This window comes from Rubritalea tangerina (assembly GCF_042683245.1).
Lineage (GTDB): Bacteria > Verrucomicrobiota > Verrucomicrobiia > Verrucomicrobiales > Akkermansiaceae > Rubritalea > Rubritalea tangerina.
The window spans coordinates 1-26,110 of the sequence record NZ_JBHUJB010000073.1; the positions used below are offsets into that span (position 1 = coordinate 1).

At 50.7% G+C, this 26,110-nt stretch carries 22 protein-coding genes; 11 read left to right on the forward strand and 11 right to left on the reverse strand.

The genetic code is table 11. From position 1 onward, the window contains the following. Positions 1–109 precede the first annotated feature (109 nt). Together ACFSW8_RS14605 and ACFSW8_RS14610 are read right to left on the reverse strand one after the other, a co-directional pair. Positions 110–1,414 carry an ABC1 kinase family protein gene (locus ACFSW8_RS14605; RefSeq protein WP_377087095.1) on the reverse strand — a complete coding sequence of 435 codons (1,305 nt, stop codon included), beginning with the start codon at positions 1,412–1,414 and terminating at the stop codon, positions 110–112. A gap of 6 nt (positions 1,415–1,420) precedes the next feature. After that, complete coding sequence (locus ACFSW8_RS14610; protein WP_377087093.1) at positions 1,421–2,080, reverse strand: hypothetical protein; 660 nt, start codon at positions 2,078–2,080, stop codon at positions 1,421–1,423. Between the two features lie 92 nt (positions 2,081–2,172). Here ACFSW8_RS14610 and ACFSW8_RS14615 point away from each other — a divergent pair, with 92 nt between their 5' ends. The 6 genes from ACFSW8_RS14615 (at position 2,173) to ACFSW8_RS14640 (ending at position 11,202) form a co-directional block, all read left to right on the forward strand. Then, positions 2,173–3,615: an SDR family oxidoreductase gene (locus tag ACFSW8_RS14615; protein WP_377178616.1), complete on the forward strand. Its 1,443-nt coding sequence runs from the start codon at positions 2,173–2,175 to the stop codon at positions 3,613–3,615. A gap of 105 nt (positions 3,616–3,720) precedes the next feature. Then, positions 3,721–4,908, forward strand: a complete 1,188-nt coding sequence (locus ACFSW8_RS14620; RefSeq protein WP_377087089.1) for a hypothetical protein — start codon at positions 3,721–3,723, stop codon at positions 4,906–4,908. A 180-nt stretch (positions 4,909–5,088) separates the two neighbouring features. Continuing rightward, the gene (locus ACFSW8_RS14625; protein ID WP_377087087.1) at positions 5,089–5,604 is read left to right on the forward strand and encodes a sigma-70 family RNA polymerase sigma factor; all 516 of its coding nucleotides are present in this window, start codon (positions 5,089–5,091) and stop codon (positions 5,602–5,604) included. After that, positions 5,601–7,112: a LamG-like jellyroll fold domain-containing protein gene (locus tag ACFSW8_RS14630; protein WP_377178618.1), complete on the forward strand. Its 1,512-nt coding sequence runs from the start codon at positions 5,601–5,603 to the stop codon at positions 7,110–7,112. Before ACFSW8_RS14625 ends, ACFSW8_RS14630 begins: the two co-directional genes overlap by 4 nt. Before the next feature lie 71 nt (positions 7,113–7,183). Further along, complete coding sequence (locus ACFSW8_RS14635) at positions 7,184–10,375, forward strand: Ig-like domain-containing protein (protein WP_377087083.1); 3,192 nt, start codon at positions 7,184–7,186, stop codon at positions 10,373–10,375. Between the two features lie 122 nt (positions 10,376–10,497). Next, complete coding sequence (locus tag ACFSW8_RS14640; protein WP_377178620.1) at positions 10,498–11,202, forward strand: PEP-CTERM sorting domain-containing protein; 705 nt, start codon at positions 10,498–10,500, stop codon at positions 11,200–11,202. 94 nt (positions 11,203–11,296) lie between these two features. On the opposite strand, the gene ACFSW8_RS14645 is transcribed toward ACFSW8_RS14640, so the two are convergent. Next, complete coding sequence (locus ACFSW8_RS14645) at positions 11,297–11,698, reverse strand: hypothetical protein (protein ID WP_377087080.1); 402 nt, start codon at positions 11,696–11,698, stop codon at positions 11,297–11,299. Between the two features lie 174 nt (positions 11,699–11,872). Between ACFSW8_RS14645 and ACFSW8_RS14650 the strand changes: the two genes are divergently transcribed. From ACFSW8_RS14650 to ACFSW8_RS14665, 4 genes are all read left to right on the forward strand, one after another. Further along, a complete protein-coding gene (locus ACFSW8_RS14650) occupies positions 11,873–12,526 on the forward strand; it encodes a PEP-CTERM sorting domain-containing protein (protein ID WP_377087078.1) in 654 nt (217 codons plus the stop codon). Between the two features lie 86 nt (positions 12,527–12,612). Beyond that, a complete protein-coding gene (locus tag ACFSW8_RS14655) occupies positions 12,613–13,155 on the forward strand; it encodes a sigma-70 family RNA polymerase sigma factor (protein WP_377178622.1) in 543 nt (180 codons plus the stop codon). Next, positions 13,119–14,636, forward strand: coding sequence for a LamG-like jellyroll fold domain-containing protein (locus ACFSW8_RS14660; RefSeq protein ID WP_377087073.1), 1,518 nt, complete (start codon positions 13,119–13,121; stop codon positions 14,634–14,636). The genes ACFSW8_RS14655 and ACFSW8_RS14660 overlap by 37 nt, the downstream gene beginning before the upstream one ends. 7 nt (positions 14,637–14,643) lie before the next feature. Beyond that, a complete protein-coding gene (locus ACFSW8_RS14665; RefSeq protein WP_377087070.1) occupies positions 14,644–16,074 on the forward strand; it encodes an arylsulfatase in 1,431 nt (476 codons plus the stop codon). Positions 16,075–16,113: 39 nt separating this feature from the next. Here ACFSW8_RS14665 and ACFSW8_RS14670 read toward each other — a convergent pair whose 3' ends face one another. The 6 genes from ACFSW8_RS14670 to ACFSW8_RS14695 form a co-directional block, all read right to left on the reverse strand. After that, positions 16,114–16,641 carry an NlpC/P60 family protein gene (locus tag ACFSW8_RS14670; RefSeq protein ID WP_377087068.1) on the reverse strand — a complete coding sequence of 176 codons (528 nt, stop codon included), beginning with the start codon at positions 16,639–16,641 and terminating at the stop codon, positions 16,114–16,116. 129 nt (positions 16,642–16,770) lie between these two features. Next, positions 16,771–17,862 carry a hypothetical protein gene (locus ACFSW8_RS14675; RefSeq protein WP_377087066.1) on the reverse strand — a complete coding sequence of 364 codons (1,092 nt, stop codon included), beginning with the start codon at positions 17,860–17,862 and terminating at the stop codon, positions 16,771–16,773. Between the two features lie 15 nt (positions 17,863–17,877). After that, entirely contained in the window at positions 17,878–18,321 is a 444-nt protein-coding gene (locus ACFSW8_RS14680; protein ID WP_377087064.1) for a hypothetical protein, read from the reverse strand. A gap of 14 nt (positions 18,322–18,335) precedes the next feature. After that, a complete protein-coding gene (locus tag ACFSW8_RS14685; protein ID WP_377087061.1) occupies positions 18,336–19,196 on the reverse strand; it encodes a hypothetical protein in 861 nt (286 codons plus the stop codon). Positions 19,197–19,442: 246 nt separating this feature from the next. Then, positions 19,443–22,667: a carbamoyl-phosphate synthase large subunit gene (carB, locus tag ACFSW8_RS14690; RefSeq protein ID WP_377087059.1), complete on the reverse strand. Its 3,225-nt coding sequence runs from the start codon at positions 22,665–22,667 to the stop codon at positions 19,443–19,445. A 159-nt stretch (positions 22,668–22,826) separates the two neighbouring features. After that, the gene (locus tag ACFSW8_RS14695) at positions 22,827–23,879 is read right to left on the reverse strand and encodes a PIN/TRAM domain-containing protein (protein ID WP_377087055.1); all 1,053 of its coding nucleotides are present in this window, start codon (positions 23,877–23,879) and stop codon (positions 22,827–22,829) included. Between the two features lie 124 nt (positions 23,880–24,003). Here ACFSW8_RS14695 and ACFSW8_RS14700 point away from each other — a divergent pair, with 124 nt between their 5' ends. After that, a complete protein-coding gene (locus ACFSW8_RS14700; RefSeq protein WP_377087053.1) occupies positions 24,004–24,474 on the forward strand; it encodes a dihydrofolate reductase in 471 nt (156 codons plus the stop codon). 51 nt (positions 24,475–24,525) lie between these two features. Here ACFSW8_RS14700 and ACFSW8_RS14705 read toward each other — a convergent pair whose 3' ends face one another. Continuing rightward, positions 24,526–25,521, reverse strand: a complete 996-nt coding sequence (locus ACFSW8_RS14705; RefSeq protein WP_377087051.1) for a GTP-binding protein — start codon at positions 25,519–25,521, stop codon at positions 24,526–24,528. Positions 25,522–25,532: 11 nt separating this feature from the next. Continuing rightward, entirely contained in the window at positions 25,533–26,075 is a 543-nt protein-coding gene (locus tag ACFSW8_RS14710; protein WP_377178624.1) for a MerC domain-containing protein, read from the reverse strand. Positions 26,076–26,110 lie beyond the last annotated feature (35 nt).

Sequence of the window (26,110 nt, forward strand, 5' to 3'; positions counted from 1 at the left end):
ATGGATCGAAGAAGTCGTAAGTCGCTGATGGATAAACTACAGCTCCTTAAGTGAACGCGCATGGGTCCCTGCCAAGAGGTTTCTTGCTGGGGTGGATGGTGGTGGGGGATTATTTGCGCAGGGTGGGGCGGGTGGTTTTGATGGTGGCATTGAGGGCGCCAGCTAGGTTGTAGAGGCCGAAGTAGGTTCGGTTGAGGTAGAGGGCGTCGGCGTTACCTCTGGCTGAGTTTAGGGATTGGAGTTCGGCATCATCGCGGGTGCGGTCCCCGAAGTCGGCGAGTTCACGGAAGTAGGATTCGTCACCGAAGTCGAAAGTTTCTTGTTGGAATGGTCTGGAGAGGAGGTCGACGGATTCGCGGAAGACTTGGGTGAGTTTTTTGACGGCTGAGGGGGAGTCATCGGGGAGGAGGAGGCCGATGTCGTAGAGGAGGGAGACGAAGCGGTCATGGTCGTGGAATATCTCGGGGTCCATGAGGCTGAAGTATTGGTGGTAGAACTCATCGGGGAGTTCTTTGACGCAACCGAAGTCGAGGATCCAGAGTTCCTCGTCATGGACTTTGAAGTTACCGGGGTGGGGGTCGGCGTGGAAGACGCGGAGGGTATGGACTTGGTGGTGGTAGAAGTCCCAGAGTGACTGTCCGATTTGGTTGGCGAGTTTTTGGTTTGTATTGCGGTCGAAGAATTGGTCGAGGACTTCGCCGTGCACCCAGTCCATGGTGAGGATGCGGTGGGTGCTGAGGTGGGGGTGGAATTTGGGGAAGCGGATTCCGGGGATTTGTTTGGATTGGTCGGCGAGTTGTTCGGAGCGTTGGAGTTCGAGGGTGTAGTCGGTTTCTTCGGTGAGTCGGTCTTCGACTTCTTTGAGGTAGGGGTTGATGGCGCGGGCATCGAGTTTGAAGAGGCGCATGGCGAGGGGTTTGACGATGGCGAGATCGGAATGGATGCTATCGGCGACGCCTGGGTATTGGATTTTCACAGCAAAGTCGTGGCCATGATGGGTGGCTTTATGGACTTGGCCGATGGAGGCTCCGGCGGTGGCTTTTTTGCTAAAGGTGTCGAAGAGTTGGTCTGGGGGGGAGCCGAGTTCGCTGAGGAAGGTTTTGACGACGAGTGGGTAGGAGAGTGGTGGAGCGGAGTACTGGGCTTTAGAAAACTCGCGGACGTAGGGTTCGGGCAGCAGGTTACGGTCCATGCTGAGCATTTGGGCGAGTTTGAGGGGGGAGCCTTTCAGTTTGCTGAAGGTACCGAATGCTTCGCTTGCGGTGGCCTCGTGGAAGTCGGCTTTGGTGTCTTTACCGGTCAGTGCTTTTTTGCCGGCGAATTTGAGGTAGTTGACACCGACGCGTGCGCCGGCGGCAGTGAGTGAGGCGGCACGGCCGATCTTATGTTTTGGGATCGAGGTTTGTTCTTTCATGGCTGGCTATTTTTGGAATTTGCGCAGCATGAAGCGTGCGAGGTCGAGAGCTGAGTCGAGGACACCTGAGCGGGCGCTATCGGCGAAGAAGCGGACGGATTTTTCGACGAGGGCGTCGGTGTCTTGGAAGTTATCGCTGGAGTCTTTGCGGTAGTAATCGATGAGGAAGCGGAGTTGTTCGAAGAGTCCTTTGGCGTAGAGCTCGTTAAATTTCTTGCGGTCAGCGAATTCACCAGCATTGACGGCATCGAGGACGAGGGCGTCGGCCCAGGTGATGAAGGATTCGCGCATGCCTCGGAGTGGGGGGGGCATGAGAGTTTGCATGCATGGGAAGAAGCTGACGAGGCGCGATCTGTGGCGTTGGATATGGGCAAAGAAGGTAAAGTAGAATGCGAGGAGTTTTTGTTGGGAATCGTAGTGGGCGTAGTCGTCATCGGCGTCGAGGACAGCGATGGTGTCGTCGACACAGCTGCGCCAGTAGCGAGATTCAATAGATTCGAATGAGCTGAATTGGTCGTAGAACTGAGCTTCTTCCATGCCGACCTCTTTACAGAAGGCATAGACTGACTTGGGTCGGGCATCGTTGGTGAGGAGGTGGTCCCAGTAGAGAGCGGCCACGTCGGGTTGCTTCGCTTGCTTCTTTTTCGCCGATTTTTTTGCTGCCATTGTGGACTATCGTGCGGATGGAGGATCTTGCAAGTGGGAGTGGGTGAGATTTTTCACAAAAAAATGGTGAGAAAATGTGCTAGGATGTTGGGATGAAGGTATTGGTAACTGGAGCGAATGGCTACATTGGGCTGCGTTTGGTGCCAGCATTATTGGATGCGGGGTACGAGGTGTTAGCGATGGTGCGCAACAAGAACCGATTTCCTGGCGAGGCATTTGAGGAATGGGGTGATCAGCTAGTGGTGATTGAGGGGGACTTTTTAAAGCCGCATTCGCTGCCGGAACTGGAGCAGATTGAGGGGGTGGAGGTGGCGTATTATTTACTGCATTCTATGGGTGCGGGGGTGCAGTTTGCTGAGCGTGAGAAGGAATGTGCACAGCACTTTGTGGATTGGTTAGAGCCTGTGGGGGTGAGGCAAGTGGTGTACTTGGGTGGGATAGCACCTGACAATGCTAGGCTTTCTGAGCATTTGGAATCACGGGGGGAGGTCGCGAGGGTGTTAGGTGCGCTGCCACTCACGACTTTGAGGGCATCGATCATTGTTGGTTCCGGCAGTGCTTCATTTGAGATAATCAGAGATTTGGTAGAGAAGTTGCCGATGATGATCACACCGAAATGGACGCGGACTCGGTGTCAGCCGATTGCAATCCGCAATGTGGTGCAATATTTACTGGGGGTGATAGATGAGAGGGTAGGTGAGAAGGTGGTGGGTCAGGTCTTTGACATTGGTGGGGAAGAGGTGATGACGTATCAAGAGATGTTGTTAGGTTATGCGCGTGTGCGTGGCTTAAGGCGATGTGTGGTGCCGGTGCCATTTTTGAGTCCAAAGTTATCTGCGTATTGGTTGTATTTCATGACGGCGACGAGTTTTCCATTAGCGCGGGCTTTGGTGGGGTCCTTGCATTTGGAGACGACATGTAGTGAGGGGAAGATTCGGGAGGTGGTCCCGCAGAAGTTGTTAAGTTATAGCGAGGCTATTGAGTTAGCGCTCTCGAAGGTTGCGCAGAACCGCGTGCCTTCGGTTTGGTATGATTCCTTGGCCTCGGGGAAGTTTGACTCACGTTATATTCGCAGTGTGCAGGTGCCGGAGCATGGAGTGTTAGAGGATGCACGTGAGGTGGCATTGAGAGCGAGCCGGGAGGATGTGGTTGGGGCGGTGTGGAGGCTGGGAGGAAAGGCTGGGTGGCCGAGCATGGACTGGGCATGGCACTTACGAGGTATTATGGACAAGATGGCAGGTGGGTCAGGGATGCGGAGAGGGAGGCGCGATCGCAATGATTTACGGATTGGGGATGCATTAGATTTTTGGCGTGTGGTGGTGGCGGACAGGGAGTCAGGTAGGTTGATCTTATCAGCAGAGATGAAACTGCCTGGGGAGGCGTGGCTGGAGTATCAGATTACGGATGAGAGCATTCGGCAGCGTGCGGTATTTCGACCCAAAGGTTTGTTAGGTAGGTTGTACTGGGCGAGTACGTATCCATTTCATTTGGTGATTTTTCCGCGCATGCTCAAGGTATTAGCAGCTGGGTGGTAGAAGTGAGAAGTGTGGTGCGCTGGGTAGTGGGTAAATGTTAGATCGGAGTGGCAATAGGTGGAATAGGCACTTGTCATTGGTGGTGGTGGTGGGCAGTGTGTGGGCATGTTGAAGTATGCTTGGGCTTTGGGGATTTTGGGGCTTATTTGTGGTACCTTATATGCGGAGCGGATAAGTTTACGCGAGGTAGGGGGGAAGATTTATGAGGGTGAGATTCGATTGGTGCGTGATGAGGTCGTATTTTTTGAGACGGACAAGGGGGTGGTGCGGATGCCGATGAAGGTGCTGAATACGGGTGGGAGGAGGATTGTGGATCAATGGATTCGCAAGAAGGGAGGAACCGTTAAGTATGCCTCATGGATAGGCAACGACCCGGCGCAATTTAAGAAGAGTTGGCCGAGGACAGTGTATGGGCCGAGTAGCATTCAGCTGAAGAAGGACCATAAGAATTCGAATCACAAGCAGACAGTTTATGAGAGTGCGCACTATCGATTTATTTCCAATACGAAGGTGGAAGCGCGGGTGGTACAGCGCTTTGCCGTACTTTTTGAAGCGACCTACAAATTTGTCTTAGCCTTACCGATCAATGCATCTGCGCATTATCGTGACAAGGGGGAGAAGTTTACGATTTATCTTTTTGGTGACATGGAGTCCTACCACAAGGCTGGTGGGCCAGTGGGGAGTGCTGGGGTATATATTCCTCGTGGTCAGGCGGTATTGGTGCCGATGCCGGTGTTAGGCGTGCAATGGGATGGGAAGAAGTGGGAGTACAAGAAGGGGGATAGTAATAGGGTGTTGTCGCATGAGTTGACGCACCAGCTCTGTGCGGGGCCAGCATTTGCGTCATGGTATATCGAGGGTGGCGCTGAGTATGTAGCATCGACTCGTTACACGCATGGGGTGTACCACTCGAATAATGGCAAGCAGCGTGTGTTTGCCTATGTGCGAGACAAGGATGGATTAGATGATGGATCAGGGCGCAGGCTGGGGTCACGCATTCCGATGATGTCTTTGGAGAGTTTTATGCAACTGCCGTACCGGCAGTTTGCAGGTGGGTCGAGTGCCAACAAGAATTATGGGGTTGGTTTATTACTGACGTATTTTTTCTATCACAAAGACGGGTATGGGGACGCAGCGCGTATCAAGAAGTACATTCAGGCGGTGCAGCAGGGAATGCCTGAGAAAGAGGCGCAGAAGCATTTATTAGGAAAGCGTAGTTACGCACAATTACAGGAAGAATTTCGCAAGTTTTGTGCGCAGGGGGGGATTCAGCTGGTCTTTCCCAAACGCTGAGTTTGGAGATAATAGCCGATCGCATTCTCTCTTTTATAGATCGCGAAGTGGTTTGCGGATACGGGGTGAAATTGAGGTGTTTTTTTGAGGGGGGAGAAAAAAGTGGCCATTCTTTGTAACTGATTTGCAGTTCTGGCTACCTATTGGAGGAAAAATCCTTCAAATTAGTAGTTCGAACCGATGTCATCCTCCGAGTATCCACTGATGATTGCGCGGCAGCAGGAGAAGCTGTTGAGTTACATTGTGTCGTTGGTGGGTGATGTGGATGATGCTTGGGACATTTTGCAGGAGACTAATTTGATCTTATGGAAGAAGCAGTCGGAGTTACCCGAGGTTCAGAACTTTGATGCCTGGACGTATACGATTGCGAAGTTTCAGACATTGCGTTTTTTGAAGACCTGTAAGCGCAGGAGGGTAAGTTATCTGAACAATGAATTGATGGAGGTGATGGCGCAAGATGCGGTGGAGGTGCTCGATGAGAGGCCAGAGAGATTGAAGGCTTTAGCGGAGTGCTCGAAGCAACTGAAGGATAAGAGTCAGTTAGTATTGGGATTGTTTTACAAGAAGAAGCAGAGTGTGAGAGGCATCACTCAAGAGACGGGGATCAAAGAGAGTGCTGTGAAGCAGATACTGGCGCGATCACGCAAGGCACTTTATCAATGTATCGAGAAGAAGTTACAGTCACCACAGGTATGAAGCAGGGCAATAGAGATGAGGAGGCTATGTATGATATGATTCTAGCCGCTAAGAATGGGGAGCTTTCGGATGTGGAGATGGAAGCATTACATTCTGCCATGATGGAGTCTGAGGAAGTGCGCAAGATGTACCTACGGATCAACCAGATCGATGAATTGATAGGAGGGGCTATTGAGCTTGAGGGGGGCGAGAAGGTTGCTCGGGTCTACCGTTGGCCATCATTGGTGGCAGTAGCGGGGATGGCAGCAGCGGTGGCGATATTCGTGACAGTCTGGATGGTGGGAGAGCCAGAGGATGATTCTGGTATTGTTGGGGAGGAGAGAAAGGCACCGATTGCGAGTTTGAAGAGTGACTATGGTGCTTTTTTTGAGGGAATGAATGGAGGGATCCAGGAGTTCAATGCCGGTGAGTTTCACCTCGAGAAAGGGATTGCGTCATTGATTTTTGCCAATGGGGCCGAGGTGGTGTTTCAAGAGAGTTCTCAGTTTAAGATTGAGGACGATATGCGGATCGTGCTGAAGTCGGGTAAGGTGTGGGCGCATTGTCCGCCGTCAGCGCAAGGCTTCACGATTGATTTACCGGGGCAGAATTCGGTAGTGGATTTGGGGACTGAGTTTGGGGTGGAAGTGGTATCCGAGAGGGATTCGGTGGTTCAGGTGTTCTCAGGTATTGTGGAGCTGCACTCTGCGGCGCACCGGCCGTATGAGTTAAGCCAAGGACAGGCTGTGGTGTGGCGGGATGGTGGTGAACCTGTGGAGATTGATTTTGAGACGGTGAACTTTGTGAGCAGCGAGCAGTTAGAGGCACAGAGGTTCGAAGCATACAAGGAGACAGTGCTAGGCAAGCATGGATTGATCTACTACTCGGATTTTCAGATAGGTGAGGCGGGGAAGGTGTATAATGAGAAGAATGGGGCATCAGGAGTAAAGAGGATGGAGAATGTTTGGAGTGCTAGTGGGAGGTTTGGTGACACACGTGCTGTACAGTTTGCGCATAAGGGGAGTGTGATGGAGTTGGATGTTCCTGAAGCTGGGGAATTAGATGAGCTGACGGTCGTGGCGTGGGTCAAGCCAGAGAAGTTGGTGAAGAGCTATTCCGCTATCATGAATACGCACGGATGGAGAAGCGGGGGGATGCATTTGCAAGTGACAGGCAGTGGCGAGTTAGCGGTGGGTGTGTACCCGGGCCACGCCTACCGTTCTAAGGGCGGAACTATCAGCGTAGACCGTTGGCAAATGATTGCTGTTACGGTGAACGTGAAGACCGAGACGGTGACAGCGTACCTAGATGGTGATTTGTTAGATATGAGGAGGTTGAGAAAGAAGGAATCAGGCATCACGCGTGGTGTGGATTTGGGGATGGCGAGTTTGGGAGGTTGGCAGAATTTGGATTACAGAGATTATGTGGGGCCGCGCAATTTGAATGGGGCGATTGATGAGATGGTGATATTTGACAGAGAGTTGGGAGCTGAGGAGGTTCGTGAGATGTATGCCTTGGGGCAACCGTAGGGGGATGGTTTTTCTTCAAGGTGGGGAGAGATTTTTGTAACGGTTTGTGGGATTTGGCTACTTAGTCGGTGATGAGAGCACGACTTCGAGAGGTAGTTTTATTATTGGGGGCATCGGTGGTAGGGAAAGCGGCCCCGATTGAGTGGGGGGCAGCTGAGGCGGTGGTATCGAAAAGCCAGCTATTAGAAGGTGTGGTGGTTTTAGCGATCGATGGTGGGAATGGGGTGGTTGTGCAGAATGGGGGGAGCAGCGGATCGAGTAGTTATACATTTACGGGCATGCAGTATACGGGCATGGCATTGGCTGAGTCGGTGACGAGCAATGTGTTCTCAGGGGCTCTGAATGGAGGCACATCTGGGGATGCTCAGTTTGATAGTTTGCTGAATAGTTTCACGCACACGACATCTGGAAATACGGAGGTGACCCAGACGTTGAGTGGTCTCACGGTGGGGGCTAGTTACCAGCTGCAGATTTTTTTCAACGATCAACGTGGCAGTTCTAGTGGTAGGGTGATGAGCTATGGAGATGCGGAGCAAGTTAGCAACACGGTTGGGTTGACAGCTGGGACTGGGGAGTTGGGGCACATGGCTGTTGGAACATTTGTGGCAGATGCGACGACGCAGGTGCTGCGTCATGCAACGAACGGGTTTGGCAACGTGCATGTGAACGCATTGTTACTAGTGGAATTGTCGTCTCAGCCGGCCGTGATGTTGACGAGTGCTAGTTCGGAGGTTCAAGGGCGTTTTCAGGTGGCATTAGAATTTAGTGAAGATGTCACAGGATTGAGTGAGTCAGATTTTGTCGTTAGCAATGGGGGGATAGAAGCTGGGAGTCTGTCTGGCTCAGGTAGGCAGTGGAGTGTCGATGTGGAGCCTACTGCGAGTGGGCTTGTGGGGGTGTCTTTACCGGAAGGAGTGGTCGTCGATACAGATGGGGACAATAAGGGGAATGCTGCAAGCGACGTGTTAGAAGTTGTTTATGTGGCGCCTGGGTCTGATAGGCCATCGGCAGTATTGCGTACCCAGAATAACCAGGTGAATGGAGTATTCACTGTAGTGTTAGAAATGAGTGAAGCTGTATGTGGTTTGGGTGTCGACGACTTTGAGGTGGGCAATGGTATGGTGTCATCCCTGCAGGGGAGTGGGTCGAGCTATCAAATGAGTATCGTGCCAGAAGATGTCGGAACGGTGACGGTGCTCGTCATAGAAAATGGGGTGGTAGATGTGGATGGTGATGGTTTGGGGAATCGGGCATCAAATCTTTTAGAAGTTGAGAATGTGGCTGCATTGGAAGCAGCAATTTATGGAGGAAGACGGGCTGAGAGTCCGGAGTTTCGTGTGTACGTATCGTTTTCTGAGGCGGTGGATGCTTTAGGTGTGGGGGATGTGGTTGTGACGAATGCTGAGGTATTGAGGGTGGTGACGAATGCGAAAGCTGATTTTGCGAAGCGATACTATCAGATTGATTTACGCGCGAAGAAACCGGGTGAGGTTTCAATACAGATTCCGGCTGGAGCAGTGGGAGCGCAGGCAAATGGAGAGTCGAGGAATAAGGCTTCAAACAATTTTAAGGTGCAATGTGTGGCAGACTTTGCGGAGAAGTGGCTTGTTGATGATCAGGCGAGTTGGGAAGCGGCCACGGGTGTGGGGAGTCATATGACTTTTGTGGATGGTTTTGTTGAGCCGAATGCGGATGTGGCAAGTTTCTCAAGTACGGTGAGGGCGTATGCTAACAAGAAGAAGGCGCGGCATGTAACCTTTCGTCAGTCGCCGGTATGGGATAACTGGGTTGCCTCGGGCAATATTGGAGGTGGCGGGAGTGACGCTGCAATTCTTTTGCCGGTTGCCGATGATGATTATTATTACTTAGCTCGCGGGAGTTCTGGTGGCTACCATGCATGGCATTCGACGGACATGGTAAACTGGACGCATCATGGAGCAGTGACGAAGGGGCCGGAGCATCGGTGGGTGACGACTGCTGAGTATATGGATGGCAAGTTCTACATCTATGTGGACTATCCGAATGACCACACTCCTGGCTTGTACGTGGATGAGAATTTGAAGGACGGGCAGTTGGGAGTATTTTATGAGAAGGCGTTTGATGATCCTACTCACGGTTCTGACTGCAGTGTATTTCGGGATGATGCGGATGGGCTTTTCCATTTGATTCACGAGGATTGGACGCCGATCAACGCGCGTTCGCACTCATGGGATTCCCCGCTTGCTGGGCATGTGAGCAGTCCGGACGGTGGGCAGTTTACGCCCTTTAAGCCGGCGATGCACCAACCAGCAGTGGATGTTCGTACGACAAACACGGGTGAGATTGGCAGTTATGCGTCGGCCAGCAGCCATGAGGAAACTGGGGAATGGATAGGGCCATTTGAGTATGAGATCCACAGTCCAGGGCAAGACGCCTATGGCGACTGGACGACGATCAAGGTGGGATCTCAGTATTATCTATTTGGTGATTTTGATGAACATGGATCAGGCATCAAGGTGGGGAGGTTGACCGCAGGTTCAATCTATGAGGAATTCAAGTATGTTGGGAAGTTAGGGAGTGGGCATCCTGATCCGACGGTGGGGTTTGCAGAAGGGCAGTTCTATCTCATTACGCAACGCAGCACGGACTACATCAGCCCAGGACCATGGGTTGAGGGCGTTGAAGCGCGTGCAGGTGTCGATATTGATGGTGACGGAGTGGTGGACCAGTGGACTGCATGGCAAGATGTGGCTGAGGAATATGACCACAAGGCAGGTTATGCGAGAGTGGTGGAGTGCCAGCCAGCGCGGGTGGATATGAGCGGTTTGGCGGAGGGATATGGTTTTCAGTTTGAGTTCCGAGTGGATGACACCGTGGTGAGTGGTGTGAAGCCGATTATGGATGCGGTGGAGATGGAATTTGAGCCGACTGAGTTTCAGAAGTGGTCGAATGAAAATGATACTCCTAAGGACCCATTAGGAGATCACAACCAGAACAATGTCCTGAACTTGATTGAGTTTGTGACGGGTCGGAGTGAGAGGGTTGACTTGGTGCCTAACAGCGATGGGAGAATTGCCATCACGGTGAAGGGAGCAAGCTTGAGAGATGGATATACATTGGGGTTGGAGTATAGTGAAGACTTGATCGCATGGTATCGAGTGACGGGGGAGAGCGCCCTTGTGAGGGAGTTAGGCAGTAGCGTGCAAGCGAATGAGGATGTGGTGCACGCGTTTGAGGTGGCGCAGGGCGCTGGCCAGTTATTTTGGCGAGTGAGAATCGACTGAGAGCTCGTTAGTGGGGGAGGGTTTTGGTTTAGGTGACAAGAATTTTGTAACCGGCATGGGAATGGCGCTACTAGGGGGGGCTGACAGCCATGGGGTGGCAGCAATTGAATACTCAACAGATTATGATGAATCCAAAAATAACTCTCACTTTAGCGTTGGTGGCCTCTATGGGAGCCTCGCATGCAGCAACGATTACTTGGGGCAGTGCTACGGATGTGGCCACTGGCGCAGGGAAGTCAGATGATGTTAGCTTAGTAGGTAGCTTTCACCACGCCATCAATGGCTCGCTCACAGCTCCCGCAGCGAATGTGACAGTGAATGGCGTCACCTTTACTGGTGCGGAAGATCGCAATGCGAATGATGATTTGTGGAATGCAGGGGACACGGACAACTCCGATGCCGATGATGCGGCGTACAACACACTCTTGAGCTCTGCTTATGTGGATGACCCTACAGATGGCACTATCACTGTGACCTTAGGAGATGGTTCTTTGCTGGGTGGTGCGGCACTGGTGAGTGGTCAGCAGTATGCGATTCAGATATGGTGGGTAGATGATCGGACAGTATCAGGCTTGGACGCGAGGTCGATGGTATATAGTGACGGAGGTGGGTCTTCAGTGAGCCTCAATGACCAGTATGCGATTGGCACTTTTACTGCTGATGGCAGCACACAGACCTTGGTGGCAACGACCGATGGATCCTATAGCCGTGCGCATATTACGGCCTTGCAGGTACGCAATGTGACAGCGGCGTCAGTACCAGAACCGAGCTCAGTGGTTCTGCTAGGGGTTGGGGGGATAGCGTTAGTTTTGCGCCGGAAAAAGTAGACAGAGCGGGCTCTTTGTCTTTTTTCATTGTTGTGCATTGTGAGAGGTAGTTGGGGTGCCTCTCACAATTTTTTTGGGGGGGAGAAGCGGTTGATTACGCTTCGAGTTCGTCTTCGATAAAGGATTCGACGATTTCTGGGAGGTCGTTGACGGCTTCAAAATATTCTTCTTCGATACTGGAGAGGTAGTCGGCTTCGGTGGAGGAATATTGGCTACGGTCTTCGGTAGCAGCTTGGCACCATTGGCTAGCATTGAGTGTGTCGACAATGGTGGAGGCGCCGACGAGCTCGAATGAGTTAATGATGCGTGATTGGTCGATTGAGCTGAGCCAGAATTCGTTGAGGCCTTCGCCTTCTTCGATCAATTTGACGGTATCGAGGACATCGATGAGGGCGCGTTCTTCGCGAGTGAGGGCGCGGCTATTAGATTCATCTTCAAGTTTATCGACGAGGATTTCAATATCGTCGCTGAATTCTGTGGCATCTATGAGGCTCATAATGGTTGTGGTGAGAGTGAAGCAGGTGGGGATTGGCAACTTGCATAAGCATTGTTTGGTATGGATCCAGAAAAATGTGCGAGAAATTTGTTTACGTTTTTGGAGTTGGGGATCTTTAGCGAGTGAGGCCTAGGTAACTAGAGGAAATCTGGGCTGTAAATGAACTGAACAGATATGAAAAAAACACTAATAACAACGATGCTTAGTGCGCTGTGTCTAGGCGCTGCGGAAGCGGCAATCATCTGGACTGGTGCGATCGATAGCGACGTGACTAATGATGGGAACTGGGACTTCAGCGGGTCGGCTTTGACTTCGGTGGCTGGCATCACGAATGCGACCTTAGCGGATGATATCACCTTCACGAATGCTGGGACGGCGGCTCAGATTGGAGAAAGTGGGGGACAGCCGAGCTGGGGGGTTGCCACAGGTTTTGGCATCACGATTGACAACACGAGTGTGGGGACTGCGGGCAATGATGGGATACGAGGGGACAGCATTGATATCATTAATGGGGGGCACTTGAGCATCTTTTTTGCAGGTTTGGTCATCAATGTGGATGGGGCGAGTAGCATCAACTTACTGGGTGGTGGCGACCCTTTGCCCGGAGCTGCGGTGTTGAATTTGGCGACTGGAGCTGAGGTGACGATGGCTTCACGTGCTGAGTACGACCAGCAAGGAGCACAGATTTTTGTCAATGGCACCTCATTTAGCAGTGATAATGCTGTGTTAAACTTCACTGGAGCAGATGCTGTAGCGGTGCCTGAGCCTGGGAGCATGAGCTTGTTGGGCTTGGCTGGGGCAATTCTTTTGCTGCGTCGCAGAAAATAAGATTCACTCTTCATGAGCCAAGTATGAGTATATAGTAAGCTATTCGATTTGGTTCATGAAGAACTCTATGACGGCTACCACACTGAATGACACGCAAAGCAAAACAACCTGCAGAGCTTGCTGAGTTTGTAAGTTTACTAACGAAGCACCAGAGCATGATCCGTGGATACATCCGGACATTGATTCCCAATGCCTCAGATGTGCCAGATGTTCTGCAGGTAACGAATTTAGTTTTGTGGGAGAGGCGAGAAGAATTTGAGAGTGGTAGTAATTTCAAAGCATGGGCATTTACGATTGCTAGGTATCGGGCAATGAATCACCGCAAGAAGCAGCTGCGGAGCAAGGAGCTTGTGTTAGATGATAAGGTGATAGATGTGCTTGAGACTTCGTTGCCGGAGGAGAGTTCATTTCAAGTAGAGAGGCAGCAAGTGGCTCTAGAGCAATGTTTAGAACGTTTGCGAGATAAGGATAGGGAGTTAATTCAATACCGTTATTCTGCTGAGACGAGTGTGGAAGAATACTCAAGGAAGGTAGGGAGGTCATCCGCTTCTTTACGGGTGACTTTGAATCGTCTCAGGGATGCTCTGAGGCAGTGTATGAAGACACGTTTAGAGGGAGGTACGGTTTGAGTGGTTTTGATTACGAGGAAGCGATTTACTCTTTGCTGGATGGGAGTCTGGATAGGGAGGGTTTATTGCAGCTAGAGAAATGTTTGTTAGAAGATGCTGATGCACGAGCGAAGTATCATGAGATTGTGAGGGTTCACACCTTATTAGAGGTAGAAGCGGAGCAAGAGCCTAGTTTGGGGGAATCGAAGGTGGTATCGATTGAGGAATTGCAGAAGCGCCAGAAGTTGAGGTGGATGAAGCGCTCGGTGGTGGCAGCAGCAGCGGTTTTGTTAGTAGGGGTGAGCGTGCTGAGCTTTTTCTACATCAACCAGCTGGGTGGTGGGGGGAACCATGTGAGATTTTCGAAATATTCATTAGTTGAAGTTAATGGGAAGGACGGGGTGAAAGGTGTGATGGAGGGAGGAGTCTTGGAGATTGGGGATGAGCTTGTGATGGAGCAGGGGTGTTTAGAGCTTGAGTTGGGCAAGGGGGTGAGAGGTATCATCGAGGGACCTGCGAGGCTTTCATTGGTAGGTGAAGATAAGGTGATGATGCAACAAGGGGTGGGTTGGTTTGATGTCTCAAGTGGGGCGGAAGGGTTCACGGTGCTTACTCCGCATGTGGAGGTGGTTGATTTAGGGACTTGTTTTGCGGTGACGACTGGGATGTCTGTTGCGGCGAGAGACGAGGTACATGTTTTTGAAGGGAGGGTGAAGGTGCGCAGTTTGCAGGGGACGAAGCAGGAGAAAGAGCTTCATGAGGGGGAAGCGATAGAGGCTTTGTTTGGTGGGGATTTGAAGGCGATTCCTAGCAAAGCGGGTTTATTTTTGACTGAGTTACCTGAGAGTTTGATATCTCGGCATTGGAGCTTTGATGACATGGCGTCGTTAGGGCCGCAAAGTAAGCACCCAAGTGTGGCGAAGGTGGGGACTCAATTGAGTTCGGGCAATAGATTGAGGCAAGTGGACGGAGTGATTGGGAAGGCGTTAGATTTTGCACCTGGCAATGGTTATGTACAGACAGATTGGGCGGGGATTGAATCAGACAGGCCGCGATCGGTGGCGTGCTGGATCAAGAGTCCGGAGCACATGCCAAGAGGGTCGATTGTTGAGTGGGGGATTCCACAAAGTAATGCGGCAAAATGGAGGGTGACATTGAACCCTGCTGGAGAGAGAGATGGAGGTGTTAGGGGGGCGTTACGCACTGAGTTTGGCTGGGGGTATGTGATTGGCAGCACTGATTTAAGGGATGGGAAGTGGCATCACGTGGTGTCGGTGTATGATGGTTCTGGAGTTGGTAATGGCACATCGATCCGTCTGTATGTGGATGGGAAGAGGGAAGCTGTGAGCAGTGTGAGGGAGAATCGAGTGCGGACGATTCTGGATGATAGCCGCTCGAAACCATGTCAGATTGGCTCAGGATTCCATGGATTAATCGATGAGGTCATTATTTACGACGGAGTACTACCTGAGGAAGAGATTTTACGTCTGAGTCGACACTAACAGTATTATGAAACACATCTACCACATTATATTCGGAGCTGCATTAGCTGCACAGTCTTCACTTGCAGCTGAGCAAGCGAATGTTGTCTTTATCATGGCGGACGATCTTGGGTACCGGCATTTGAGTTGTTATGGTCAGAAGCGGATTGAGACACCCCATATTGATGCCATTGCCCGCAAGGGGATGATGTGTACTGAGGCTTATGCGGGTGCGACTGTGTGTGGACCCTCCCGGGCGTCGTTGATGACGGGTCTGCACAGTGGGCACATTCCCTATCAGATTAACTCTGCGGTGGTGGATCTATCGAGTGACTATGAAACCCTTGGGGAATTATTTCAGCGAGCTGGGTATGAGACTGGGGCATTTGGAAAGTGGGGGATAGGAGGAATGGGGAGTGGGCAGACACCTAATGATCGAGGGTTTGACTACTTTTTCGGTATGTTAGACCAGAGCCATGGACACACGCATTATCCTAGTTATTTGATCGAGAACAACAAGGTGGTGAAGACAAAGAATGTGACCAAGCCCAATGGCAGAACGAGTGAGAGGCCTGAGGATAGGGTTGAGCATAGCCACACAGCGTTCACGGAGCATGCTTTGGAATTCATTGAGCAGAATGCGAAGAGGCCATTCTTTTGTTATTTATCATTCACCTTACCTCATACAGAGATCATTGCGACGGATGAAGCGGTAGCTCCATTTGTGGCGAAAGGTTGGCCTGAGTATGTGGCAGGCACATCGATTCATATTCGCCAGCAGGCACCGAGGGCGCATTTTGCTGGCATGCTGAAGATGGTGGATGACTCAGTCGGTCAGGTGACCAAAAAGTTAGAGAGTCTTGGTTTGGATGAGAACACGGTGGTGATTTTTACTTCTGACAATGGGGGGCAGTTAAAGAAGACATGGGGGAAGGCACCATCAGAATGGTTTTCTGTGAATGGTGAGCTTAGAGGAGGCAAGGAGGCGAGCTATGAAGGTGGGTTACGTGTGCCATTTGTGGTGCAATGGCCGAGTCAAATTAAGGCAGGAAGTGTGAGTGATTTTCCCTTTTATTTTGCAGACATGATGCCGACCTTTGCTGAATTGACTGAGCAAAGTGTGAAGAATCCTGTGGATGGCATCTCTGTGTTGCCGACATGGACAGGAGGTGGTGAGAAGCAAGGGCCTCGCAATGTGATGTTTTGGTCTCACAAGCGAGGCGTGATTGACCATGCGGTTCGCAAGGGGGACTGGAAGGCTGTGAAGCGAGGGAATAATGCTGTGGAGGTCTACAACTTGAAAGAGGATGTCTCAGAGACGAAGAATCTAGCGAAGCAAAAGCCAGAGATGGCCGAAGCTTTTGAGGAAATTATCAGGGAGCAATATACACCTGAGCGCCCGAGGGGGCAGAGGCCCTCAAAGGATTCGGCTAGTTATCCCAAGAATCTGAAATTATAGCGTGTCTCAGATTCGTAATGGGAAGGGAATAAGTGGTAGTTAGAGTCCGCTGGGGTGGCGTACGTAATAGCCGAGAAGGCCACGGCGTTGGGGTTTCCAGCGTGGGCCTGTAGAATTCCAGGTTCCACCGGTATCGAAGCGGAGTCCACAGATTTCCATGAAGACGTGGCCTTTACGGATGTAGATGGTGACGTAGTCGCCATATCCTTTTTTTCCGTAGTCGAAGAATTGTTGGGAGACGAGGGGCTTATCTAACTTCCCACCTTTGTGGAGGACGTAGGAAACGGCACCTGAGCAATCGTATCCGTTATCGTAGAAGCTACGGTGGCCTCCACCATATTTGTAGGGTTTGCCAACGAGTTCATTTGCGGCTGCGACCATTTTATGCACGCGTCTCGGGGCGCTGGGAGGTGCTTGGGCTTTTCCGTCAGGTCCAATGTAGGCGGTTTTTCCGTAGACGAAATGGTGTTTCATGTGCGTCTCCTTAGCCTTCATCTGATTTGAGCATGAATTCAGCAGGAGTAGTGAGGCTGAAAGCAGGAGTAAGGCGCAAGTTCTCAGGTGCATGGTCTGAGAGTGTACAGATTATTTAAGAGAGGTAAAGTTTTCTGAATGAACGCTAATAGCCCGGCACACCTGAGAGCGGGATGTGCCGGGCTGTTTTGCTGTGTGTTTAAGGTTTGGGGGTGGAGAGAATTAGTTTTGTGAAGTGACAGAGCCGTTGATGAAGATTTTTGGGTGGTATTTCACAGTTAGCGAGTCGAGTCTGTCGATTCCGTGAATGCTAGACTGGACGAGTTCGAAGGTGTAGTTACCGGACCCATTTTTTTCTACGAATGCCTGGATGGCTTCCATGTTGATACCTCGGTCGATGACTGAAGAAGGGGTGGTGTGGCCGGTTGTAGAGACTGCTTGTGTGCTAAAATCGATGAGGTCTTTGTTGCTCAGGTCTGATTTTTTTGGGCCTTTATAGCAAATGACATCCCAGAACGAGGAGTTGCCGACGTCATTATAACCTGGGTAGATGTCAGTGAGTTGAACAGTGAGGTTGTCGATTTGTCTAACGGTGCTGTCATTTTGCATGCCATTGATAGAGCCGTATGTCATGGGCCAGATGACAACTTTAGAACTAACTTGTTTAGTATCTTTTGTGATTGGGTCTTTGTGGGTTGAGATGGTATAGACTTCTTCACCGACGAAATTATCTGAATAAGTAGATGGTTTTGGGAGTTGAGTGACATTGTTTTGAGTGATGTCATCTAGAGTTGATGTGTTAGTGTTAGGCGTAGAAACTGAGTAGTTATCTTGAGGGTTGTAGAGATTATATGAGCGTGATGTTTTGAGAGATTTTATGATGGAAGGAGCATCACTGAGGTTGCTGAGGCCTGAAACATTAGCGGTAACTTGGTAAGAATCTGTTGATCCGATGCGCGTTTTTGCAATTCCGTTATGTGAGTCGTTTGAGGTGATGTTCAACTCGAATTGTGGGAGGTAAGCGTGGACGTACTTAGGTTCGGCCTCGTGAGTTTCAATCGTAGTGTGATTACCATCTTCTGAAACTACAACATTCAGGAGGGTGAGGGTGAACTTTGCAACAGCGGCGTCTTCATCGGTGATATCGATGGCGGCGTCAGTGGTGCCGCTGAGAGAGTCTACATTATCGAGGTAGAGAGTTGAGAGTATTTCGCCGTCGTTGTTGTAGGTGACCTGTTCGATAAAGGGTTGCCACTCGGCTGAGAGATTGGAGCAGGCAGCAATGATGAGAGTTAGAGAAAGAGGAAGTTTCATGATAGATTGTACTATTTAGTTATGAGGTTTTTGTTTTTCAATGGCTTCGTGCTTGATACTGATTGGTCCTTTTGGGTGAACCGCTACGACAACTTTACCAACTTGTTTGAGTCTAGCGTATCGATCGAATTTAAGAGTCGTTACGCCTTTTGAGAGTTTGGAGTCGACGGGGAATGAATGGATCCAATCACTATTTTTTTTATAGAAATCTTTCCAGCTGAGAAATTTTCCAACAGGAGGGGAGTTGATTTTATTTTTTAGCGAATCAGGTGCGAAGATGACCGAGGATTTGGGGACTATTGTCCAGTGTTTGCCTCCATCGGAGAGGATGGTAGAGCGAGAAAAAACACTGTTAGGCTCAGTATTTGCAGGTGGTTTTGTAAGGTCTTTTTCGGAAGCAAGGAGGCAGTGAGTAAGTAGGCACGTGGTGAATACTAGGCTGTAACTGATTAGTTTCATCAGGGAGGCGAGCGTTAGTCATCAGAGTCCTGGTCGAGGAATGTGAATGACATATGGATAATGAGGTCCTGGGTGTCATAGCCTCTATTGGAGGTATTACTATGGGTGAGTTCAGCGAGATAGATGATGTCCATTTCGCCGATGTCGATATGTCCGTACTGATCTAAGTAAGGTTTGAGGTAAGAAGCAGCGGAGTTGAGGAAGCTCGAGCTGGCTTTGGTCGTGGGGACTTTATCGCCTTTGACAAGCGGAATGATGTGAATGGTTTCTCCGTTATCCGCAGAGCCTGTTGCTGACTCATTTCTCCATCCTGGGATTTTACTGCCGTTGATACTTTCATTTTGGCGTGCACGGAAGTGGATAGTTTCACCTTCTTTAACAATAAACTCCGCATTTTTTCCTGAAATGATGGAGTTTTCATTGCCGTCATGAACGGTGGACCAAGAGCCTGATTGACCTATTTTCACCTGACCGATAGTAGCGACAGAGTAGTATTTAGAGTCGGGAAAGTAGTCTTCTTTATATTTTTTAGCGGTGAGGGTTAGGCCGGTTCCCACGACACTTACTGAGGCTTTCATATCAGTGAGTACTTTGATTGGGGTACCGGGTGTACGGCTGATATTTTTACTAATTTCTGGTTCTGTAGTAACTGCCCATGAGACTTTTGGGCGGGTTCCTTTGATAACCCATTTATCAGAAGTTGAAGATTTGTTTGATTGCCAACCTGAGAGGTAGAGTTCTGCTGAGCTAATTTTATCGACGGTTGTGATGACTGTGGTTGTACCAGTCTCTTCATCTACGATTGTAGAGGTGTTAGCGGGTAGAGAGAGAGCCGAGCTCAGGGAAGTTGCTAGGAATAAGGGAATGTATTTCATCAGTATGCTGTGGAGTGTTTAAGATGTTTTGAGCTACTGAGAGGGGAAGCGGAATCTGTGAGGGGGAAGTGACCGCGTGTCAGAGTTGTCTAATATGAAGGATAGAAGTGGTAGGAATCTGACAAAATTTGATTAAAAAAAATCGAAAACATAGTGGATTGTTAAGACTATGGTGGGGAATCGGCACAAAAAAAGGCGCTCTGAGAAAGAGCGCCTGGATATTGAAAAAGGTTTAGAATGTTTTGTTTAGATGAGGCCGTGGTAAGCTTGGATCGGTTTGACTTCGAACTTTTCGTTTTGAAGGGATCGGATGGCGCGGACGGATGCTTCTGCAGCTGCGAGGTTGGTGCAGTGAGAGATCTTGTTTGCCACGGCGCCGGAGCGGATGCGGATTTCGTCTTCGCGAGCTTCGTGGCCACTAGGAGTGTTGATAACGAAGGTGATTTCACCGTTCTTCATCATGTCGATCACGTTCGGGCGTTTTTGTTCAGCAAGCTTGTAGACGCGCTCAACTGCGATGTCGTTTTCCTTGAAGAACTTGTAGGTTCCGCCAGTGGAGTAGATGGTGAAGCCGAGGTCAACGAGTTCCTTAGCAACTGCGAGGGATGCTGGTTTGTCGCGGTCGTTGACAGAGAAGAAGACGTTACCTTCTGTTGGAAGTGGGTTGAATGCGGAGATCTGGGACTTCGCGTAAGCGAGACCGAGGTCAGCATCGATGCCCATTACCTCACCTGTGGACTTCATTTCAGGTCCGAGCACGATGTCGATACCTGGGAATTTCGGCCATGGGAATACCGCTTCTTTCACACAGTAGTGCTCAGGAAGTACTTCTTCAGTGAAGCCGAGCTCCTTGAGTGTCTTGCCAGCCATGACTTTAGCAGCAAGCTTTGCGAGTGGGACGCCGATCGCCTTGGATACGAATGGTACGGTACGGGAGGCACGTGGGTTCACCTCGATCACGTAGAGTTGCTCGTCCTTGACTGCGAACTGGATGTTCATGAGGCCGCGTACGTCGAGCTCGCGAGCGAGGTCTTTCGCGCCCTTCATGATCTGCTCCTTGATGTCGTCGGAGAGGGATGGAGCTGGGATCACACATGCGGAATCCCCAGAGTGGATACCCGCAGCTTCGATGTGCTGCATGATTGCGCCCACTACGGATGTTTCGCCGTCGGAGATACAGTCCACGTCTACCTCAACTGCGCCTTCGAGGAAGCGGTCTACAAGGATTGGACGGTCTGGAGATACGTCCGCAGCTTCGGAGATGTACTTACGAAGTTCGTCGTCAGAGTAGACGATCATCATGCCGCGACCACCGAGAACGAAGGATGGGCGAACGAGTACTGGGTAACCGATGCGGTCAGCGATAGCGACTGCTTCGTCTGGAGTGACTGCTGTGCCAGCTTCTGCTTGCTTGAGGCCGATTTTGTCGAGAAGTGCGGAGAAGTACTTACGGTCTTCTGCGAGTTCGATAGACTCAGGGGAAGTACCGATGACTGGCACGCCGTGACGCTTGAGGTCAGCTGCGAGGTTGAGTGGTGTCTGACCACCGAACTGAACGATGACGCCGTCTGGCTTCTCTTGGTCACAGATGTTGAGAACGTCTTCAAGAGTGAGTGGCTCGAAGTAGAGCTTATCAGAAGTGTCGTAGTCAGTGGAAACTGTCTCTGGGTTAGAGTTTACCATCACAGTCTCGTAATCGAGCTCTTTGAGGGCGAAGGCAGCGTGCACACAGCAGTAGTCGAATTCGATACCCTGACCAATGCGGTTAGGTCCACCACCGAGGATGATGATCTTCTTCTGGTCTGTCTCACGTGCTTCGTTTTCGTCGCCGTATGTGGAGTAGTAGTATGGAGTGTAGGCTTCGAACTCAGCCGCACAGGTATCTACGAGGCGGTATGTTGGGATGATGCCGTGTTCTTTACGAGCTGCGCGGATGTCGTCTTGGTTGACGCCCTGAAGGTGTGCGAGCTGGACATCGGAGAATCCGTACTTCTTCGCGCGGCGAAGTTCGTATGGCTTTTCAACGAGATTCTCAGTCTTAGCGAGCTCGAGGCCTTCGTCGACGATCTGCTTGAGGTTCTCGAGGAACCAACGGTCGATAGCTGTTGCTTCGAAGACGTCTTCTACAGACCAGCCATTGTCGAATGCTGTCTTGAGCCAGAAGATACGCTCAGCGTTAGGGACGTGGAGCTTACGTTCGATGTCTTCACGTGTTGGTTCTTTTGCGCCTTTGCCGTCGAAGCCGAAGCCGAAGCGGCCAGTTTCGAGGGAGCGGAGGGCTTTCTGCATGGACTCTTTGAATGTCTTACCGATGGACATTGCCTCACCAACCGCTTTCATCTGGGTAGTGAGCACAGCGTCGGCTGTAGTAAATTTCTCGAAGGTGAAGCGTGGAAGCTTAGTCACACAGTAATCAATAGTTGGCTCGAAGGAAGCTGGTGTCTCGCGAGTGATGTCGTTCTGGAGTTCGTCGAGTGTGTAACCGACTGCGAGCTTGGCGGCGATCTTTGCGATTGGGAAACCAGTCGCTTTGGATGCGAGAGCTGAGGAACGTGATACACGTGGGTTCATCTCGATCACGATGCAGCGACCAGTTTCTGGGTCGACTGAGAACTGGATGTTAGAGCCACCAGTTTCAACACCAATCTCGCGGATACATGCGAAGGATGCGTCACGCATGATTTGGTACTCACGGTCAGTGAGTGTCTGAGCGGGGGCCACGGTGATGGAGTCACCAGTGTGCACACCCATTGGGTCAAAGTTTTCGATGGAGCAGATGACTACGCAGTTATCTGCACAGTCACGCATAACTTCCATTTCGTATTCTTTCCAGCCGAGGAGTGATTCTTCAACGAGGATTTCGTTTACTGGGGAAAGGTCGATACCGCGTGCACAGATTTCTTCAAACTCTTCGACGTTGTATGCGATGCCGCCACCTGTACCACCGAGGGTGAATGCCGGGCGGATAATGAGAGGCATAGTGCCAATCTCTTTAGCGATTTCGCGAGCTTCTTCCATGGTGTGTGCGACACCGGATTGTGGAAGGTCGAGGCCGATCTTGAGCATGGCTTCCTTGAAGCGGAGGCGGTCTTCTCCTTTGTCGATGGCGTCAGCGTTGGCACCGATCATGCGCACGCCGTGCTTATCGAGAGTGCCAGCCTTGAAGAGGTCCATGGAGCAGTTGAGTGCTGTTTGGCCGCCGAGTGTTGGAAGGAGCGCGTCTGGCTTCTCTTTGATGATGATCTTTTCGACTACTTCGGGAGTGATGGGCTCTATGTAGGTGCGGAATGCAAACTCCGGGTCGGTCATGATGGTTGCCGGGTTGGAGTTCACCAAGATCACTTCATAGCCCTCTTCTTTGAGTGCTTTACAGGCTTGAACGCCTGAGTAATCAAATTCACATCCCTGGCCGATAACGATCGGGCCGGAGCCGATCACGAGAATCTTTTTAATCGAAGTGTCCTTTGGCATGAAAGTAAGTCGTAAATTGAGGTGTTCATGCCTAAGCCAACGACTTTTGTAAAGGATTGCTTGCTGCTTTCTTCCAAGAAAATCACTTGGGAATGTGAATAAGTTGTGAGCAGTGCTGTAGCGGTCTCTCCGTCAGCGTGTTGCACTTGTTAAGAATGCTTAAGCTTTCTCATCAATTTCAGCAAAGACCATGACGCCGGCTGAAGTGTTGATGGTGGAGATGACGGTGACATCTTGGGCGGTACCCACTTTTTGGGCAGCGTTATTGACAACGATCATGGTGCCATCAGGGAGATAGCCGACGCCTTGGTGTGCTTCTTTACCGGTACGTACGATGGCTAGGTTCATGTGTGCGCCCACCGAGACTTTGGGTTTAAGTGAGTCTGCTAGGTCGTTGATATTGAGTACGGTAACATCTTGGAGTCGGGCGACTTTACTGAGGTTGTCGTCAGTGGTGAGGAGTTTTGCATTGATGATACGAGCGATTTGCATGAGCACGGCATCGTGGGTATCATCGGGGGAGGCGGGAGTGGCGTCGTGGATACTCACGCGGGTGCGTTGTGAGCTGCGGAGGTCTTCGAGGCAATCGAGTCCTCGTTGGCCGCGTTGGCGGCGGCCAGGGGAGGGTGAGTTAGACATGATTTGCAGTTCCTCGAGGACGAAGCGTGGGATAATGAGGTTATTATCGAGGAAGCCGGAATTCATGAGTGAGGGGAGGCGACCATCGGTGATCACATCAGAATCGAGAAGGAGGGGTCTACCTTTTTGAGCCTCTTGGCGGAAGCGTACGTATGGGATGATGAGGGCAAAGTCCTCTCGGTTACTTCGTAGAGCGATAACGGTGCCAAGGAAGCCAAGAGTGGCATATGTACAGACATAAAAGGTAAGCGCAAAGTCTTCAGGGTTATAGATATAGTCGCTGAAGGTGACGGTGAAGAGCTCAGGTATTCTAACAGTATTTAGGAGCCAAGCGCAGAAGAGACCGATGACGAGTCCGAGGGTAGCGGTGGAGAAGCCTCTGATAGAGAATTGCTTCATCAGGCTTTCGACCATGATGAAGAATGTGCCGATAAGGAGGCCGGCAGTGATACCGATCCACATTTTATCTGGGCCGAGGCTTTGAAACGCGAGGGCACTTCCTGCGAGCTCACAGACCAGCAGGTAGAGCATGCGGGTGACATTTACAGCGGGGTTGGAAGTTTTTTGCGCCACAGAAATCTATCGTAGAAGAACTGTTATACTGTCTAATTTTTCGAAGTTTTTGCAAGCATAAGATTGTGTTAGAATCAATCATTGGGCTTGCACAGTGTACTTTGGATGGCATCGTTGGAGGCAAATGCCAGAACAAATTAGTCTCACAGCGATGGTAGCGATGACTCCGAGTCGGGTTATTGGTAAGGGAAATGATCTACCTTGGCACTTACCTGAGGATCTGAAGTTGTTTAAAAAGACGACGAGTGGGCATCCGATTGTGATGGGGCGCAAGACATTTGAATCGATAGGAAGGGCATTGCCTAAGCGTCAGAACATTGTGATTACTCGTGACAAGGCTTGGTCAGCTGAGGGTGTGGACGTGATTCATTCGCCAGACGCATTAGAGGAGATGGAGTTAATGGATAGTGAGGTATTCATCATTGGTGGGGCAGAGATATACGGACTCTTTTTACCAAAGGTCGATGCTTTGTTAGTATCTCATGTCTATCAGGAGTATGATGGGGATACGCGTTTCCCCGCATTTGAGCGTTATTTTTCAGGCTATGAGGTCTTGGAAGTTTTTGATGAATTTGAGCTGCGTAAGTACAGCTAGATGACTTGTTATTAGGTTGTTAGGTGGTGCGACATGTGGTCAAGGGGGGAGCTAGGAGCTGAGCTGGGCTTCTGGAAGGAGGGTGGCTTGGGCATGCTCGAGAAGTTGAGAGGGGTTGAGTTCTGGGCCAATGAGGATGGCGGAGCTTGGTACGGTTGATTTGAGGCTGACTGGGTAGGGGGTGTCAGGAATGTCTTTACCGACTCTTTCGTAGAGGTAGCGTTTTTGGAGGTCATCCGTGAGGTCAAAGAGTCCTTTTGCGCGCATGACATGATCTGGGAGGGATTTGAGCCAAGGTTTGATTTTTTCTATTTTGACGCGCTGAGGAAAGAGGATTTGGCAGGCCGTGATTTCATGAGAGAGGTGGTGGTAGGGGCTTTTGGAGGGGGGATTGGAAGCGGCGTCGTTAGTTGCGTTGAGGATGCATTTCTTTTTGGCCAATGCGAGGGAGAGGACTTGGGAGGCGAGTTCTTCTTCGGTCACAAAGGATGCTGCTGGTAGGATTTCTTTAAGGCGCAGGCGAATATTGGCGAGTCGTTCAGTGGAGACTTCTTCTTGGTGGGAGATTAGGTAGTGGCTTGCGGTTTCAAGTTGGTCTCGTTCGAGTCGGTTATGGTATGAGCGTTCTTCGAAGTGGCGGGCGTCGATGACGCAGACATGCCAGCGTGGGAAGAGTTTAAATTTATTTTCGAGGAGGGTGAAGGATTCGACGATGGGGAGTGGGTCGGCGGTGCCATTGAGTTCTGTGAGAAGAATGTCGTTATCGGATTCTGTAGCCTTGATGACCATTTCTATCAGAAAGTCCATACCTTCGCAGCAGGCGCATGAGGCACCAAGAGCTTCGATACTCTCGGAGTCTTCTCGCAGTGTTTCGCTATCGATCATTGCATTGGCATAGTCGTTGAGAATGACGTCAGCCTTGATGTCATTTGTTTTGAGGTGTTTGAGCAGGTGGCGCAGCAGGGTTGTTTTTCCAGCACCGAGGAAACCTGAGATTAAAATGGATGGGCGCATTTCAACGACGCGCGCGATGGCGAGATCTATCATAAGTAAGTGAGTTAGTTCTTACAGCTTAGGCAGCATCGGATATTATTGATGTGAGTGACGATGAGGAAGATGCCTCCAAGTGTGGTGATGATACTGGCGAGAGGGATTTCCCAATGGACTTTTCCACTTTCTTCAAGGGTGACTGTTGGGCAGCAGGAATCGGAGCAATGGGCTTCAGTGATTTCGGGAGTGGTTGTTTCGGAAGGGGCCGAAGAGATGGCGAAGGATTTACCAAGGTGGTTTTCCAGTGCGGGAGTGAGCGCACCTAGGACAATGAGAATTATCCCGATTGTGGCAGCGACTGAGGAGCAGCGGTTGTGCTTATGGCCACGGTTGAGTTTGAGTGTGAGAAGAGCCAGTGGGATGACGATCAGAGCCATGATCCAATGGGATGACGGGTGGGCCCAGATTTGACCAAAACTCGGAAGGAGTAGGAAAATCAGTGGGGTGATCAGGCAGTGAATTGCGCAGAGAGCAGATGCGAAAATGCCCCAACGATCAATAGACCAGCGGAAGGATCGGTCTGAACGAGAGAGTGCGGTGAAGAGGTTCATGTAAGTGCAATTAATATGCACTTACAACATTGGCA

Coding starts and splice junctions, on each gene's coding strand:
- ACFSW8_RS14620 (WP_377087089.1), top strand. CDS start 3,721: ATGTTGAAGTATGCTTGGGCTTTGGGGATTTTGGGGCTTATTTGTGGT.
- ACFSW8_RS14625 (WP_377087087.1), top strand. CDS start 5,089: ATGTCATCCTCCGAGTATCCACTGATGATTGCGCGGCAGCAGGAGAAG.
- ACFSW8_RS14640 (WP_377178620.1), top strand. CDS start 10,498: ATGATGAATCCAAAAATAACTCTCACTTTAGCGTTGGTGGCCTCTATG.
- ACFSW8_RS14605 (WP_377087095.1), bottom strand. CDS start 1,414: ATGAAAGAACAAACCTCGATCCCAAAACATAAGATCGGCCGTGCCGCC.
- ACFSW8_RS14610 (WP_377087093.1), bottom strand. CDS start 2,080: ATGGCAGCAAAAAAATCGGCGAAAAAGAAGCAAGCGAAGCAACCCGAC.
- ACFSW8_RS14700 (WP_377087053.1), top strand. CDS start 24,004: ATGCCAGAACAAATTAGTCTCACAGCGATGGTAGCGATGACTCCGAGT.
- carB (WP_377087059.1), bottom strand. CDS start 22,667: ATGCCAAAGGACACTTCGATTAAAAAGATTCTCGTGATCGGCTCCGGC.
- ACFSW8_RS14615 (WP_377178616.1), top strand. CDS start 2,173: ATGAAGGTATTGGTAACTGGAGCGAATGGCTACATTGGGCTGCGTTTG.
- ACFSW8_RS14630 (WP_377178618.1), top strand. CDS start 5,601: ATGAAGCAGGGCAATAGAGATGAGGAGGCTATGTATGATATGATTCTA.
- ACFSW8_RS14680 (WP_377087064.1), bottom strand. CDS start 18,321: ATGAAACTAATCAGTTACAGCCTAGTATTCACCACGTGCCTACTTACT.
- ACFSW8_RS14685 (WP_377087061.1), bottom strand. CDS start 19,196: ATGAAATACATTCCCTTATTCCTAGCAACTTCCCTGAGCTCGGCTCTC.
- ACFSW8_RS14705 (WP_377087051.1), bottom strand. CDS start 25,521: ATGATAGATCTCGCCATCGCGCGCGTCGTTGAAATGCGCCCATCCATT.
- ACFSW8_RS14655 (WP_377178622.1), top strand. CDS start 12,613: ATGACACGCAAAGCAAAACAACCTGCAGAGCTTGCTGAGTTTGTAAGT.
- ACFSW8_RS14665 (WP_377087070.1), top strand. CDS start 14,644: ATGAAACACATCTACCACATTATATTCGGAGCTGCATTAGCTGCACAG.
- ACFSW8_RS14675 (WP_377087066.1), bottom strand. CDS start 17,862: ATGAAACTTCCTCTTTCTCTAACTCTCATCATTGCTGCCTGCTCCAAT.
- ACFSW8_RS14645 (WP_377087080.1), bottom strand. CDS start 11,698: ATGAGCCTCATAGATGCCACAGAATTCAGCGACGATATTGAAATCCTC.
- ACFSW8_RS14650 (WP_377087078.1), top strand. CDS start 11,873: ATGAAAAAAACACTAATAACAACGATGCTTAGTGCGCTGTGTCTAGGC.
- ACFSW8_RS14710 (WP_377178624.1), bottom strand. CDS start 26,075: ATGAACCTCTTCACCGCACTCTCTCGTTCAGACCGATCCTTCCGCTGG.
- ACFSW8_RS14635 (WP_377087083.1), top strand. CDS start 7,184: ATGAGAGCACGACTTCGAGAGGTAGTTTTATTATTGGGGGCATCGGTG.
- ACFSW8_RS14670 (WP_377087068.1), bottom strand. CDS start 16,641: ATGCACCTGAGAACTTGCGCCTTACTCCTGCTTTCAGCCTCACTACTC.